The organism is Maricaulis maris, from assembly GCF_036322705.1.
GTDB classification, from domain to species: domain Bacteria; phylum Pseudomonadota; class Alphaproteobacteria; order Caulobacterales; family Maricaulaceae; genus Maricaulis; species Maricaulis maris_B.
Genome location: NZ_AP027270.1, coordinates 737,852 through 753,081, shown reverse-complemented (window position 1 = coordinate 753,081; position 15,230 = coordinate 737,852). Strand labels below are relative to the sequence as shown.

13 protein-coding genes are annotated in these 15,230 nt (G+C 64.5%); 10 read left to right on the top strand and 3 right to left on the bottom strand.

The genetic code is table 11. From position 1 onward, the window contains the following. Window positions 1-220 precede the first annotated feature (220 nt). The 9 genes from fliF (at window position 221) to AAA969_RS03320 (ending at window position 9,651) form a co-directional block, all read left to right on the top strand. Entirely contained in the window at window positions 221-1,870 is a 1,650-nt protein-coding gene (fliF, locus tag AAA969_RS03360) for a flagellar basal-body MS-ring/collar protein FliF (RefSeq protein WP_338243625.1), read from the top strand. 8 nt (window positions 1,871-1,878) lie between these two features. Beyond that, window positions 1,879-2,901: a flagellar motor switch protein FliG gene (gene fliG, locus AAA969_RS03355; protein ID WP_338243622.1), complete on the top strand. Its 1,023-nt coding sequence runs from the start codon at window positions 1,879-1,881 to the stop codon at window positions 2,899-2,901. A 13-nt stretch (window positions 2,902-2,914) separates the two neighbouring features. After that, window positions 2,915-3,568 carry a FliH/SctL family protein gene (locus AAA969_RS03350; RefSeq protein ID WP_338243620.1) on the top strand — a complete coding sequence of 218 codons (654 nt, stop codon included), beginning with the start codon at window positions 2,915-2,917 and terminating at the stop codon, window positions 3,566-3,568. A gap of 95 nt (window positions 3,569-3,663) precedes the next feature. Next, entirely contained in the window at window positions 3,664-3,936 is a 273-nt protein-coding gene (gene fliN / locus AAA969_RS03345) for a flagellar motor switch protein FliN (protein WP_425325027.1), read from the top strand. Between the two features lie 27 nt (window positions 3,937-3,963). Continuing rightward, window positions 3,964-5,334, top strand: coding sequence for a sigma-54 interaction domain-containing protein (locus tag AAA969_RS03340; RefSeq protein ID WP_338243617.1), 1,371 nt, complete (start codon window positions 3,964-3,966; stop codon window positions 5,332-5,334). Window positions 5,335-5,346: 12 nt separating this feature from the next. Beyond that, window positions 5,347-7,479 (top strand): flagellar biosynthesis protein FlhA, encoded by a 2,133-nt coding sequence (gene flhA / locus AAA969_RS03335; RefSeq protein WP_338243615.1) that lies wholly within the window; start codon window positions 5,347-5,349, stop codon window positions 7,477-7,479. Between the two features lie 35 nt (window positions 7,480-7,514). After that, the gene (locus AAA969_RS03330; RefSeq protein ID WP_338243613.1) at window positions 7,515-8,507 is read left to right on the top strand and encodes a flagellar biosynthesis-like protein (FlhF); all 993 of its coding nucleotides are present in this window, start codon (window positions 7,515-7,517) and stop codon (window positions 8,505-8,507) included. Then, window positions 8,507-9,307, top strand: a complete 801-nt coding sequence (locus tag AAA969_RS03325; protein ID WP_338243611.1) for an AAA family ATPase — start codon at window positions 8,507-8,509, stop codon at window positions 9,305-9,307. Before AAA969_RS03330 ends, AAA969_RS03325 begins: the two co-directional genes overlap by 1 nt. A 23-nt stretch (window positions 9,308-9,330) precedes the next feature. After that, the gene (locus AAA969_RS03320; protein WP_338243608.1) at window positions 9,331-9,651 is read left to right on the top strand and encodes a hypothetical protein; all 321 of its coding nucleotides are present in this window, start codon (window positions 9,331-9,333) and stop codon (window positions 9,649-9,651) included. Between the two features lie 58 nt (window positions 9,652-9,709). Here the strand turns inward: AAA969_RS03320 and AAA969_RS03315 are convergent, their stop codons facing one another. Then, window positions 9,710-10,720 carry a DUF6607 family protein gene (locus AAA969_RS03315; protein ID WP_338243606.1) on the bottom strand — a complete coding sequence of 337 codons (1,011 nt, stop codon included), beginning with the start codon at window positions 10,718-10,720 and terminating at the stop codon, window positions 9,710-9,712. A 132-nt stretch (window positions 10,721-10,852) separates the two neighbouring features. On the opposite strand from AAA969_RS03315, the gene AAA969_RS03310 reads away from it, so the two are divergent. Beyond that, entirely contained in the window at window positions 10,853-12,955 is a 2,103-nt protein-coding gene (locus AAA969_RS03310; protein WP_338243603.1) for a TonB-dependent receptor domain-containing protein, read from the top strand. Window positions 12,956-13,053: 98 nt separating this feature from the next. Here AAA969_RS03310 and AAA969_RS03305 read toward each other — a convergent pair whose 3' ends face one another. Then, on the bottom strand, window positions 13,054-13,473 hold the full coding sequence (locus AAA969_RS03305; RefSeq protein ID WP_338243601.1) for a flagellar FliJ family protein: 420 nt from the start codon (window positions 13,471-13,473) through the stop codon (window positions 13,054-13,056). After that, on the bottom strand, window positions 13,470-14,813 hold the full coding sequence (fliI, locus tag AAA969_RS03300) for a flagellar protein export ATPase FliI (protein ID WP_425325026.1): 1,344 nt from the start codon (window positions 14,811-14,813) through the stop codon (window positions 13,470-13,472). The genes AAA969_RS03305 and fliI overlap by 4 nt, the downstream gene beginning before the upstream one ends. Between the last annotated feature and the right edge of the window lie 417 nt (window positions 14,814-15,230).

Sequence of the window (15,230 nt, the reverse complement as noted above, 5' to 3'; positions counted from 1 at the left end):
GTGCAAAATGAGCCGCGACCTCGCCCCTTTGGTCGCTGTTCACTTGCGCTGGCAAGGAAATTTCCACGTTTGCTGCAGAAAGATTGCGTGCCCTGATTGGTTAATCGGGGGCCGGTCATCACGTATGCAAGCGTATTAAAGTCTCGTTTACCCGACAGGTAGGAAAATTCTGCCCAGTGCTTCGCTGATGAGGCGCACGCAATTGGCAGGGATTTTCCAGGTGAACGCGCTTTTTGAACAGTTCAGGGCCTTTGGTGCCGGACGGCTGACCGCGATCTTCGGTCTCGCTGCCGGTGTGGCCGCCGCGCTCGTGTATTTTTCCGGTGCCATGGGCGGGGCCAGCCAGTCCCTGCTCTATTCGGGCCTCGACCCGGCCGAAGCGGCTGCCACGTCGCAGCTGCTCGACCAGGCGAACATTCCCTATGAAATCGCCGAGGGCGGCACCGCCATCTATGTCGACCGCGACCAGGTCGACGAGGCCCGCGTGCGCGTGGCCGCCAATGGCCCGCTGAGCGGCGCGTCGGTCGGCTATGAGATTTTCGACCGCCAGGACAGCTTCGGCCAGACCAGCTTTGTCCAGAACATCAACGCCAAGCGCGCCACTGAAGGCGAGCTGGCCCGGACCATTCAGTCACTCAACTATGTCAATTCGGCCCGCGTTCACCTGAACCTGCCGGAACGCCGCCTGTTTGCCCGCGACCAGCAAGCCCCGACAGCGGCTGTCACCATCTCCACCAATGGCCGCCTGAATTCCGAACAGGTCCGCGTGATTCGCAATATCGTCGCCTCAAGCTCCGGTATCCAGCCGAGCGCCGTGTCGATCGCCGATGATCGTGGTCGCCAGCTGGCCAGCGGATCCGACGGTCAGTCCGCCAGCTCGCTGATGATGGACGAACGTCGCAGCGAGATCGAAGCGCAGATGCGCCAGAATATTCTCGACATTGTCGAGGGCGTTGTCGGCACCGGTGCTGCACGCGTTCAGGTCACCGCCGATCTCGACCGCCAGAGCATTACGCAAAGCTCGGAAACCTTTGATCCCAATGGCCAGGTTGTCCGCTCGCGCGAGCGCGGCGAAGACCTCTCCAATGACCAGGACGGCGCCAACCAGAACCGGGTTTCGGCCTCGGAGAACCTGCCCGACGCCGGCGACAATGCCGCTGCCGATGGCCCGAGCAGCCGCTCGAGCCGTGAAAGCACCAGCGAGCGCGTCAATTACGAGATCTCCTCGACAACGCGGACCGAAGTGATCGAGGCCGGTGCAATCAACCGCCTGTCCGTCGCCGTCGCCGTTGATGGCGTTCTGGAGACCGCCGAGGATGGCACCATCACCTGGCGCGAGCGTCCGCAGTCGGAAATCGACCGCATCGAGGCGCTGGTCCGCTCGGCCATGGGCTATGTCAACGAGCCGGGTGTCCGCCAGGACCTGCTGACCGTGAGCCAGATCGAGTTCGCCCGCGCCGATCCGCTGCTCGGAACGGCGGCCACGAGCGGCATGTCCTTCTCCAAGAATGACCTGATGCGCGCGGCCGAGATCGGGGTGATGTTCATCACCGCCCTGCTGATCATTTTCCTGGTCGCCCGTCCGCTGGTCAAAGGCGCAAGCGGGATGGCGATGCCGCAGGGTCTGGCCCTCGCCGGTGCTGGCGCTGACGGCGCCGTCATGGGCGCTCCCGCTCCGACCGCGCTGCCAAACGCCGCGACCCGCCCGACCGCCCTGCCCGCGGCCGGTGGCGCGCGCGAGGACTCCATCGACATCGAGAAGATCGATGGTCAGGTGAAAGCCTCCTCGCTCAAGAAGGTCGCCAATATCGTTGAATCCCATCCGGAAGAATCGATCTCGATTCTCCGGACCTGGCTGCACGAGACCTGAGGTCGAACATGGGTGAGAAACGCGCCATCGAGGATCCATCCCGCCTGACCGGCCCCGAAAAGGCGGCCGTGATGCTGCTCGCCCTCGGCGATGAGGGCGAACGGATGTGGCAGCATCTCGACGAGGAGGAAATCCGCGAAGTCTCCCAGGCGATGTCCAACCTGGGCACGGTCACGTCCGGTGCCGTCGAGAAGCTGATCGTCGACTTTGTCGGCCAGATGTCCTCGACCGGCTCGCTGATGGGCTCCTTCGAGGCCACCCAGCGCCTGCTGAACTCCTTCCTCCCCGGAGAGAAGGTCGAGTCGATCATGGAAGAGCTGCGCGGTCCGGCCGGGCGCACCATGTGGGACAAGCTGGGCAATGTGAACGAGGTCGTTCTCGCCAACTACCTGAAGAATGAATACCCGCAGACCGTCGCCGTGGTGCTGTCCAAGGTGAAGCCGGAACATGCCAGCCGCGTACTCGGGGCGCTGCCGGAAGATTTCGCGCTGGAAGTCGTTACCCGCATGCTGCGCATGGAGCCGGTCCAGCGCGAGATTCTCGACCGCATCGAGGAGACGCTGCGCACCGAATTCATGTCGAATCTCGCGCGTACCTCCAAGCATGACAGCCACGAGATGATGGCCTCGATCTTCAACAATTTCGATCGCCAGACCGAGAACCGCTTCCTCGCGGCTCTGGAAGAGCGCAATCGTGAGAGCGCCGAGAAGATCCGTTCGCTGATGTTCGTGTTCGAGGACCTCTCGAAGCTTGATCCGGGTGGCATCCAGACCCTGATGCGTTCCATCGACAAGGACCAGATGGGCCTGGCCATGAAGGGCGCGTCGGACAGCCTGCGCGACCTCTTCTTCTCCAACATGTCCGAACGCGCCGCCAAGATCATGCGCGAAGACATGGCCTCGCTGGGCCCGGTCCGTCTCAAGGATGTCGACCAGGCGCAGCAGTCGATTGTTGCCATGGCCAAGGACCTCGCCGCGAAGGGCGAGATCATGCTGGCCGATGGCGGCGCCGATGACGAACTCATCTACTAGGGAGGGTTGAACAATGAATCCGGTCAAATTTGATTTCGATACAGAGTTCGACCATGACGGCCAGATCCTCCGTGAAGGCGAGAGCTATAAGCGCTTCTTCACCCAGGACGATGTCGATGCCGCGCGCATGTGGGGTGTCGAGGAAGGCCGCGAGATGGAGGAAGGCCGCTGCGCCCAGTCGCTGCAGGCGATCGCCTCCCAGATGCAGCTCATCCTGTCGCGCCTTGCCCACGAGTCCGACGGTCTGCGCCAGGAAGCCGCCGGCCTCGCCATGGCCGCGGCCCGCAAGATCGCCGGCGAAGCCCTTGCCGCCTACCCGATCGACACGATCGAGAAAGTCGCCCTGGAAGCCGTCCAGGACCTGCGCTCCGAGCCGCGCCTGTCAGTGCGCTGCAATCCGCAACTGGTCGAGAGCCTGGCCGAGCGCCTCGAGAAAACGGCCCGCGACGCCGGCTTTGACGGCGCCATCCGGGTCCGCGGCGATGAGGCCCTGACCGATGCCGATGTCCGCCTCGAATGGGGCGCCGGCGCCGTCCAGCGCAGCGCCGCGGAAATCGAAGACCGACTGAATGACGTCGTCGCACGCTGGCTGGCCTCGCCGCCAAGCGACGAGGAAACCCAATCCGACGCACCCGGCAGCCACGCTGCCGGTGTGAGCGCCGCTTAAGGAGGCCAGACATGGCTGACGACAATCTCGACCTTCCCGATCTGGCCGATGACGGCACCCAGGTGCCCGTCGAAGCGCCCAAGCGCAACGATCAGATGATGGACGAGGAAGAAAAGAGCGCCGCAGACCTGGCGCCGGTCTTCGACGTCCCCGTCAATATCTCGGCGGTCCTTGGCAAGGCCCATATCGATGTGAATTCGCTTCTGAAGCTGACCTCCGGGTCGGTGGTCGAACTCGACCGCAAGATTGGCGAAGCAATCGACATCTTCGTGAACAACCGGCTCGTCGCGCGCGGCGAAGTCGTGGTGGTCGACGACCGGCTGGGCGTGACCATGACGGAAATCATCAAGGACGGGGACGCGGGCTAAGGCCTGGCGGAGAGGACGGAGTACATCATGCGAATTCTGATAGTCGGCAGCCTGGGCGGGCAACTTCACACCGCCACCAAGATCGCCCTCGACCGCGGCGCGAAAGTCTCGCACGTGGACACGATCGAGCAAGCCACCGCTCATTTGCGGGCCGGGCGCGGCGCCGACCTGCTGATGGTCGACCTGCATCTCGACGTCCACGCCCTGATCGAGGCCAACGAGGCCGAGCGGATCACGGTTCCGGTCGTCGCCTGCGGCGTCAATGTCCGCCCGGAAGCGGCCGCTGCGGCCATCCGGGCCGGCGCCAAGGAATTCATTCCGATGCCGCCGGACGCCGACCTGATCGCCGCCGTGCTGCAGGCGATTGCCGACGACGAACGCCCGATGATTGCCCGCGACCCGTCCATGCAGGCCGTCATCCACCTCGCCGATCGCATCGCCGGCTCCGACGCCTCCGTCCTGATCACCGGTGAAAGTGGCTCCGGCAAGGAAGTCATGGCCCGCTATGTCCACACCAAGTCCAAGCGCGCCCAGGCCCCCTTCATCTCCGTCAACTGCGCCGCGATCCCGGAAAACCTGCTGGAGAGCGAGCTCTTCGGTCACGAGAAGGGCGCCTTCACCGGCGCCATCGCCCGCCGCGTGGGCAAGTTCGAAGAGGCCGATGGCGGCACGCTGCTGCTGGACGAAATCTCGGAAATGGATGTCCGCCTTCAGGCCAAGCTGCTGCGCGCCATCCAGGAACGCGAGATCGACCGGGTTGGCGGGACCAAGCCGGTCAAGGTCAATATCCGCATTCTCGCAACCTCGAACCGCGACCTGCGCAAGGCTGTGGCCGACGGCTCCTTCCGCGAAGACCTGTTGTTCCGCCTCAATGTGGTGAACCTGGCCCTGCCGCCGCTGCGCGAGCGCCCGGCCGACATCATCGCCCTGTCCGAGCACTTCGTGAAGAAGTACTCGGCCGCCAATGCGGTCGATGTCCGCCCGATCTCGCATGCCGCCCAGACCTCGCTGCTGGCGCGCGAATGGACGGGCAATGTTCGGGAACTGGAGAACGCCATGCACCGCGCAGTGCTGCTGGCGTCAGGCCGCGAGATCACGCCGGACGCCATCCGCATGCCGGACGGCTCGGCCTTCACCGGCTCGGGCAGCCATGTCGTCCGCCAGGCCGCCGATGCGGCCCAGTCGGTCCAGGCCGACATGATCGGGCGCACCGTGGCCGAGGTGGAACAGGACCTGATCATCAACACGCTCGACCATTGCCTCGGCAACCGGACCCATGCCGCCAACATTCTCGGCATTTCCATCCGGACCCTGCGCAACAAGCTGAAGATTTACTCGGACCAGGGCCTCGACATTCCCGCGCCCAACCAGCCCGCCCAGGGTGTCTCCGTAGCCTGATTGGACTAGACCGTGGTCGATACCGCCGCTTCCCCAACCGCCGCACCTGCAACCGGCGGATTTGATCTCCGCGCCTTCCTCAACCGCACGCTGCGCGGTGATGTGGCGCTGGCTGTCGGCATTCTCGCCATCCTGGTGATGCTGATGCTGCCCATGCCCAGCTTCCTGCTGGACATGTCACTGGCGATCTCGATCTCGATGTCCGTGCTGGTCCTGATGACCGCGCTCTTCATCAAGAAGCCGCTGGAATTCTCGGCCTTTCCTGCCCTGCTGCTGATCACCACCCTGCTCCGGCTCGGCCTCAATATCGCCTCGACCCGTCTGATCCTGTCCAAGGGCCATGAAGGTACCGATGCGGCCGGTGAGGTCATCGAGGCCTTCGGCTCCTTTGTCATGCAGGGCAATGTCGTCATCGGCATCATTGTCTTTGCCATCCTGGTGATCGTGAACTTTGTCGTCATCACCAAGGGTTCCGGGCGGATCGCGGAAGTCGCGGCCCGCTTCACCCTCGACGCCATGCCCGGCAAGCAGATGGCGATCGACGCCGACCTCTCGGCCGGCCTGATCACCGAGGACGAAGCCCGCAAGCGCCGCACCGAACTGGAAGGCGAGAGCAATTTCTTCGGCGCCATGGATGGTGCCTCGAAATTCGTCCGGGGTGATGCCATGGCGGGCCTGATGATCACCGCGATCAACCTGATCGGCGGCATCATCATCGGTGTCGTGCAGTCCGGCATGCCCTTCTCCGAAGCCGCGTCGGCCTATTCCTCGCTGACCATTGGTGACGGCCTGGTCTCGCAGATCCCGGCCCTGATCATCTCGGTCGGTGCCGGCCTGCTGGTCTCCAAGGCCGGCGTCAACGGTCAGGCCGACAAGGCGCTGTTCGGTCAGCTGACCGCCAACCCGCAGGGTCTGGGCCTGGTCTCCGGTGTTGCCCTGATGGTCGGCCTGCTGCCCGGCATGCCGCTCATCCCCTTCGCCATGATGTCGGCCGGTGCCGGCGCCCTCGCCTGGATGAATCGCGACATCGCGGAACGAACCGCCCAGGCCGAGATCGACGCGGCGGCGGAAAAAGTCGCGGAAGACAATGTCGCCAAGTCTGACGCCGAGGCCCCGATCGAGGACAGCCTCGCCATCGACGAGCTCAAGATCGAGCTAGGCTATGGCCTGCTGCCGCTGATCAATGATGTCGACGGCCGCAAGCTGACCGACCAGATCCGCGCCCTGCGGCGCTCGCTGGCCGAGGAGATGGGCTTCATCACCCCGGCCGTGCGCATCATCGACAACATGGTGCTAGGCAATAACGAGTACACGATCCGCATCAAGGAACTGGAAGCCGGTCGCGGCCTGCTGGAATTGCACAAGCTGCTGGTCATGGATCCCGCCGGCATGCCGATCGACATGCCCGGCAGCCACGTCAAGGAGCCGACCTTCGGCCTGCCGGCGACCTGGATCGAGGAAGGCCTGCGCGAGGAAGCCTCCTTCCGCGGCTATACCATCGTCGAGCCGGCCGCGGTTCTGGTCACCCACCTCACCGAGCTGCTGCGCGAGAACATGGCCGACCTCCTTTCCTATGCCGAGGTCGAGAAGCTGATCTCCAAGCTGTCGAAGGAACACAAGGGCCTGGTCGACGACATCACGCCGAACCAGATCAGTCGAGCCGGCATCCAGCGCGTGCTGCAGTCGCTGATCAAGGAACGCATCTCTATCCGCGATCTGCCGACCATCCTGGAAGGCATCGCCGAAGCCAGTGCCACGACCCAGAATCTCGACGCCATCGTCGAGCATGTCCGGACCCGCCTGGCGCGCCAGATCTGCCACGCCAACAAGGCGCATGACGGTGTCCTGCCGGTGCTCGCCATGGGTCCGCAATGGGAGCAGGCCTTCATGGAAGCCCTGGTCGGGGATGGCGATCGCCGCCAGCTCGCCCTGGCCCCGTCGAAGCTGCACGATTTCGTGGCTGCCATTCGAAACTCTTTTGAAACCGCATCAGCACAGGGTCATGTACCTGTACTGCTGACGAGCCCACTGATTCGTCCGTATGTGCGTTCGTTGGTTGAGCGTTTTCGCCCGCAGACCGTGGTGATGTCGCAGAATGAAATCCATCCGAGCGCGCGTCTCCAGACGATGGGCCATGTCGGCTGAACGCCCGATTTTGACCTGTGGAATGATCCGAGCCCATGCACCTGAAAACCTTTGCCGCACCGTCCCTGACCCAGGCCATGGCCGATGTCCGCCGTGAAATGGGTCCCGACGCCGTGATCATCGCCACCGGCGATGGTCCCGACGGCGGCGTCCAGGTCCGTGCGGCCAGTGAGATGGCGCGCGTCGCCGAACCGGCCGAACAGGTGCGCGACCGCTCGATCCGGCTCGCCGGTGAAGCCGATATCGAGCGCGGCCTGCGTGAGGACAATGAGCTCGACCGGGTAATCCGCGCGCTCGGCTTCCACCGCGCGCCCGGTTCGGCCGCCCAGGCCCTGATCCGCTCGGCCCATGACCTGTCTGATGGTCAGGCCGTGGCCCGTCTCGCCCACGCCATCGAGAGCCGCTACACCTTTCAGCCGCTGCCCGCCGTGCCGGAGCACGCGGTGCTGTTTGCCGGTACGCCCGGCGTCGGCAAGACCTCGGCCCTGGCCAAGACCGCCGCGCGGGCGATTACCGCCGGCGCGGTCCCGACCCTGATTTCCTGTGATGGCGAGCGCGCGGGTGCCAATGATCGCCTGCAGGAACTGGCCCGCCGCATGGGCGCCGGCTTCCTTGCCGTCGATGACCCGCGCGAGATGATCGATGCGGTCGACGAGATCGACGGCCCCATCCTGATCGACAGCCCGGCCGTCAATCCGTTCGAACTCGATGATCTGGACATGACGCTGGCCTTCGCCGACAGCGCCAATGCGGAAATTCTCTATGTTTTCGACGCCGGTCTGACCCCGGAAGACGCCGAGGACGCGGCCTCGCTGTTTGCCTCGATCGGCGCCAGCCGCTGCATCCCGGTCAAGCTCGACTGTGCCCGCCGCCTCGGCGCCATTCTCGGCGTCGGCGAAACCGGGCTGGCCTTCGCCCAGATTTCCTCCACGCCCTTCATCGGGGGTGGCCTGGCACCCGCCACGCCGCTGCGCCTGGCCCGCGTCCTGGTCGAGGATCGCAACACCCCCTTCGAGGAGGAAGACTGATGAAGATCGCGTCCGCACCGCAGGACCGCTCCGCCGGTCGAATCCTGGCCATCGCCTCCGGCAAGGGCGGCGTCGGCAAGACGATGCTGTCGATCGGGATGGCCCGGGCCTTCTCGCAAATGGGAGAACGCTGCCTGCTCGTCGACGGCGATCTCGGCATGGCGAATATCGACGTCCAGCTGGGCCTGCAGCCCAATTCGGACATCTCCAGCGTGATCAATGGGCGGGTCGGGATCGCCGATGCGATCTGCCCGGCCATGGGCGGCGCGCCGCAGAAGGGCGGCTTTGATGTCATCTCCGGCCGCTCCGGATCCGGTGCGCTGGCCAATCTCTCCGGGCCGGGCCTGACCAAGCTGGCGACCGGCGTCGCCGCGCTCGCCCTGTCCTATGACCGGGCCATTCTGGACCTCGCCGCCGGCGCCGACCGCGCGACCATCCGGCTGGCGCTGACCGCAGACGACGTGGTGATCGTCCTCAATGACGAGCCGACCTCGCTGACCGACGCCTATGCCTTCGTGAAAACGCTGCGCCTCCATGATGACGGCGCTTCGCCGCTGGTCGTGATCAATAATGCGCCAAGCCTGGGTGCCGCCAATGAAGCCTTCGGGGCCTTCCGCAAGACCTGCGAGGCCTTCCTGAGCTTCACGCCGACCCTGGCCGGCATCATCCGCCGGGACCCGACCGTACCGGCCGCCATCCGGGCCCAGACCTGTGTCTCGCTGCGGGCGCCGCAATGTGAAGCCGCCAAGGACATCCAGTCACTCGCCGGGGCGTTGGCACGTGGCAAGCAGGCGGCCTGATCGGACGCCGGGGGTAAAAGAGCATGTATGACAGTCTTGCAGATCGATTGAGCGCCGGCTTCACACCGTTTGACTGGTGGTTGATCATCGTCCTGTCGCTGGTCGCCGCCCTTATCATGCGCAAATGGCCGCAATGGCCGGCCGCCGCCTCGATTGCCTTCATGCTCGATGCCTGCGCGCCCTTCCTCTATCGCTGGTCGACCGGCGTCCCGCCCGACTTCGCCTTTGATTTCGCTTTCTCCCGCCTCGATGAGCGCGGCGGAGTCGTGGTGCTGCTGCGGCTGGCGATCTACATGGTCACCATCGGTGCGATTTTCTGGGCCAAGCGGCGCTACGGGCGCTGACCGGAAAAAGGCGGCACCCGGGGACGGCACCGCCTTTCCTCACCATCCGGTCACACCGTTAGCGGACAATGGTGATCTGACTGTCGAGATAAGGCTCCGCCTCGGCAAAGGCTGACTCGGCGTCGCTCAGACCGAACAGGACGCGCTGACCGGCTTCAAGGATGGGCCCGTAGAGCTGCGTGCCCTCGGCATCATCCTCGATATGGAAGCGGCGGGTCCCGTCGGTTTCGAGCGCCTCGAACCGCGTCCGAACCAGGGCCCAATAGTCCTCGGTTGCCGTCCAGTAGTCACGGGCGGCCTGGTCATTGGACAGGTCGGTACGGCGATAGGTGTTCACACCGGTCTCGCGCACCAGCTCGTGGACACCATCACCGTCGAGGAGCAGCTTGGAATTGTCCTGCTCATGGATCCAGCCCCAGGCCGTCACGGTGTGGCGATTGACGGCGGCGATGACGTCATAATCGTCGCGCGTGGTGTCATCGCGGCGTGGCAGCGGACGCCAGGAGACCGGCGGCTCCCAGGTTGAAACACCATCGGCGTCATGGGTCCAGGGTGCGACCGCCGCATAGCGCGGACTGTCATCGACCTGATAAACGGTCTGGGACCAGGCGCCGGCGGCCTCGGCGGCAGACACATTCTCAACGGTCCAGTCATCAAAACCCTGAAAGGCGAGAACGGTCTCGGGCTGGTAACGCCAGTCCTGGCGCCAATGCTTGACGATGAACGGGTTGGCCTCTTCGCCGACGATCAGCAAATGCTGCAGCATGATAAAGTCGCCCCTATCCTCGACGACGATAACGACTTCCCGTGCCGGGGTCAGCTTGGGCTCGGCCAACTCATAGCCCGACGCGATCGGCACCATTTCGCGGAAGTCGAACGTCACCGCGTATTCGCCCTGCATGGCCAGGATCGCCTGTCGGTCGCGCTCGAACGCGGCAGCGTCGTGTGACGCGGTCGCCCGCGCCGCATCGGCCGGCGGCGTCGCCATGGACGCGGCTGTCGGGCCGGGCGTCGCGGTGGCGCAGCCGGCCAGTGTCAGTGCGGCCGCAGCCAGAATAGCAGTTTTCATGTGTCCCTCGGTTTGTCTGGAATAACCCTGATTTCAGTCATGTGTTTCTTGAGAAAGATTCTCACTTGCAATTGGATATCGCGCCCGGCAGAAAGCCGCAAGTGATAATCATTCGCAAAACAGGGACACGCCATGAAACATGCAGCTCTCGCGTCAACGGCTCTCATCGCCCTTGCCGCCCCCGCCTTCGCCCAGACGACCGCAGACGCCCTAACCAGCCCGGGCGCCCCGGGCGAGGACGTGATTGTCGTCGAGGCGACCCATACGCAGCTCGACCGCTTTGTGTATCCCGGTGCGACGGCCCGGATTGATGCCGAAACGCTCGACCTCGCCCGCCCGTCCGATCTCGACGACCTGTTGCGCCAGGTGCTAGGACTGGAGGTCAGTGGTGGTCCGCGCCGGACAGGGCAGACCGTCTCGCTGCGCGGCCAGGGCCGCGAGAACACGACCCTGCTGCTCGATGGCGCGCGACAGAATTACAGCTCGGCCCATGACGGGGTCTTCTTCGTCGACCCGGCCATGCTGGTCGCCGTCGAAGCGGTGCGCGGGCCGGCCTCGGCGCTCTACGGGTCCGGCGCATCCGGCGGTGTCGTCGCGTTCCGGACTGCGAGCGCTGACGACCTTCTGGGCCACGGCGAAAGATGGGGCTATGGCCTCGGCGCCGGCTACCGCTCTGTCGATGAAGAGACGCGCGGCTCGGCGAGCCTGTTTGGACGGGTAGGCCGTCTCGATGCCCTCGCCTCGGTTTCGGCACGCTCATCCGGTGACATTGCCCTGGGGTCCGGGGCCGACCTGCCGGCGGAGAATGACAGCCTGTCCGGCCTCATAAAGCTGGGCGCGGACCTGGCGGACGGCGTCCGCACAGAGCTGAGCTGGCAGGGTTTCGACGGTCGCGCGACCGAGCCCAATAATGGCCAGGGCGGTGCCGGCGTCGATCCACTCAATGCCCTGGTCGACAAGGTCATCACGGCGGACGTACTCACCCTGAACACCACGCTCGCGCCGCCGTCGATCGACTGGCTCGATCTGAGTGTCACCGTCTATCGCAACCAAACCGGGGTCGACGAAACCGAGACCGTGTCAGGTCGCCAGCTTCGCCGCGACCTGGAAACCACCGGCCTCCGCCTCGACCAGCGTTTCGACTTCACCCTCGGTGCCCTCGATGCCGGTCTAACCGTGGGCGGGGAGTATTACGAGGACAGTCAGGACGGCTATGACAGCACCGGAACCGGCGGTGTGCGCGGTGGCGCGCCGGATGCCGACAGCCGGTTCTCGGCCGGCTGGGCCCAGCTGGAACTCGACGGTCAGGCGCCCTTCGGCCTGCCGGGCCGTGTCATCCTGTTGCCGGGCGTGCGCCAGGACAGGTTCGAGACCTCGACACCGACCACCGCCAGCACAGCCAGCGATGCGACCTCCACCCGCTTTGCCGCGACCTATGCACCGATCGAGGACTTCAACGTCTTTGTCAGCTGGGGCGAGGCGTTCCGGGCACCATCAATCAACGAGCTCTATCTGGACGGCACACACTTCTCCCTGCCGCACATCATCCTTGGCGCGCCGGTTTTCATCAGCAATGACTTCATCGCCAATCCGGACCTGCTGCCAGAGGAAACGGAGACGCTGGAGATCGGCTTCCGGGTGGACCTGTCCGACCGGGTCACCCTCGACCGCCTCGACATGAGCGCGTCCTGGTACCAGACCAAGGCCGACAATCTGATCGATCTCTTCGTCGACTTTGCCTTCGACCCGACCTGTTTCGCGCCGCCCTTCTTCGCGCCCTGCTCGGCCGGCACGACACAGAGCCGCAATGTCGGCTCGGCTGAGCTGGAAGGCTATGAGGTCCAGCTGGGCTTCGGTCAGGGCGCCTTCTCGCTCGACGCCTCCCTCACAGGCATTGACGGCAAGGACGTGGCGACCGGCAATCCGCTCGGCTCGCTCGCCCCGACCCGGCTCTTCGTCGATGGTCGCTGGCGTTTCGAAGAGGCCCGGCTGACCCTGGGTGGTCGGATCGAGGCGGCGGGAGAGTATGACAAACCGCTGGATACGGCCGAACACCGCCCAGGCTATGTCGTCGCCGACGCCTATGCCCGCTGGCAACCGATCGCCGACAGTGGCCTGCGCCTCAATGCCGGTATCGAAAACCTGTTCGACCACGATTATGACCGCGTCTTCGCCGGCGTCAGCGAACCGGGCCGCTCGCTCCGCTTTGATGTGAGCTGGTCGCAGGCGTTCTGATCCAGCCGCCAGGCCATAACACCAAAGACCCGCAAAACACAAAAGGCCCCGGACCAACCGGTCCGGGGCCTTTTTTGTGCCGCCAAGGCGCTCGCTGTTCAGTGCGAGGCGCGGCCGTGGCGGGTCAGCGCGATCTCGTCGAGCTCGTCCTGTTCGGCGGCGCGCACGGACTGTTCGATCCGGGCGAGACGGCGCTCCTCGAGAAGCTCGTACTTCTTGAGGTCCTGGAAGGCTTCGGAGAGGCGGTCGCGCAGGGCATTGGCCTGCACGTCGATCTCGTCCAGCGAGGCGCGGATATTTTCCTTCCGCTTGATCACCGCCTGGGCGTAGGACCCATAGGCGATATAGCCTTCCTTGGACTGGGCTGCGGCGGCCTGCTCCTCGGGGACCGACGCCTCGAGGCGCTCGATCTGACCGATCAGGGCTGCGCGCGAGCGATCCAGCTCGGCCATCTGCTTTTGCAATTCTTCCACTTTGAACCGGGCAAGCCGGATCAAGGGTTCATGTGAGCGTGTCATTGTCGCCCTCCTTCACCACCACCCAAAATCCCCGACAGCATCGCAAAGGTCGTCGGGATGTCCGCCGCCTCGTCTTTTTGCTGTCCGAGGAACGCTTCCAGCGGTTCGTTGAGCGCGATGGCCCGATCCACTGCCGGATTCGATCCCTGGGTGTAGGCACCCAGCCGGATCAGTTCTTCCATGTCGGCATAGGCCGACAAATGCTTGCGCGCTTCCGCGACCAGGGGTCGCTCGGCGGGCTCATAGACTTCCGGAGCCGTCCGGCTGACGGACTTGAGCACGTCGATGGCGGGGTAGCGCCCGCGTTCGGCAATGGCTCGGCTCATGACCACGTGTCCATCCAGGATACCGCGAACGGCATCGGCTATTGGTTCGTTGTGGTCATCACCATCCACCAAAACAGTGAAAAGACCGGTAATGGTCCCCTGTTTTCCGCCATCGGACCGCTCTGGACCCGGCCCTGCGCGCTCAAGTAGCCGTGGCAATTCAGCAAATACGGACGGCGTATATCCGCGCGTGGTCGGGGGTTCGCCGGCGGCAAGGCCGATTTCGCGCTGCGCGAGGGCAAAACGTGTGACGCTGTCCATCAAGCAGAGGACATCGAGACCCTGATCACGGAAATATTCAGCAGCCGTCAGCGTCAGGTGAGCCGCTTGGCGACGGGCCAGGGCCGGCGCATCCGAGGTCTCGGTAATCACCACCGAACGCTTGCGTCCTTCCGGTCCGAGAACGTCGTCGACAAATTCCCGCGCTTCCCGGCCCCGTTCGCCGATCAGGCCGATCACGATGACGTCGGCGTCGCAGGCCCGGGCCAGCATCGACATCAGGACCGACTTGCCGACACCGGAGCCGGCAAAGATGCCGAGCCGCTGTCCGCGCCGCATCGGGATGAAGCAATTGAGCACCCGCACACCCAGATCCATCCGGCTGCCGAGACGGGCCCGACCATGGGCGCTGGGCGGGTTACCCTTCAGGGGATAGGCGATACCGCCTTCGGTGAGGGCCGGACCATGATCCAGTGGGCGACCGAAACCGTCGAGGACGCGACCCAGCCAAGCCTGACTGGGACGAACGCGGGCCGCTTCGGGCTGCAGACGGGCTCGGGCTCCAGGACGAACGCCCTCAAGCGGACCGAACGGCATCATCAGGGCGGTCTCGCCGCGAAAGCCGACAACTTCGCACTCGGCCATGCCATTGCCGGTCTCGATCTGGGCGTGGGCGCCAAGCGACAGGCCAGCCTTTGGCCCCTCGGCCTCGACAAGCAGCCCGTTGAGCGCGGTGACCCGTCCTTCCAGGATCCGGTCATCGAGGCGTTCAACGCGATCGATCAGAGTGCGCATCATACGGGTCAGCCCGCCTTGCAAAGCGTGGCATAAAAGCCACTTCAACCTCAGTTTAGACGACGCGGGTTGCCTCGATGTAAACACCCGGCAATTTTTACAGCCCCGCTCCGCATCGATTCTGGGGCGGACCGGACTCCGATTCCAACTCGGAGTCCCGAAGACCCTTGAATTGGCTGTGGATAAGTCTGCTGACTACCTCAGCGCCAATTCTGGGCTGATTTGCGCGCTATCGTTGGGAAATCCGGGCATCGATCGGGAATACTTTATGCCCTGGATATTTGATCAATTCGCAGATTCTGGCCCGGCAGGAAGCTGTAGCCTGATCGTTAACCCTTGAATGGTTTACGTGAAATACGAATCAAGGATGAAGAACCGGAATCGGGAAATCTGCGATTCCAAAAATGGGTCAAGCCG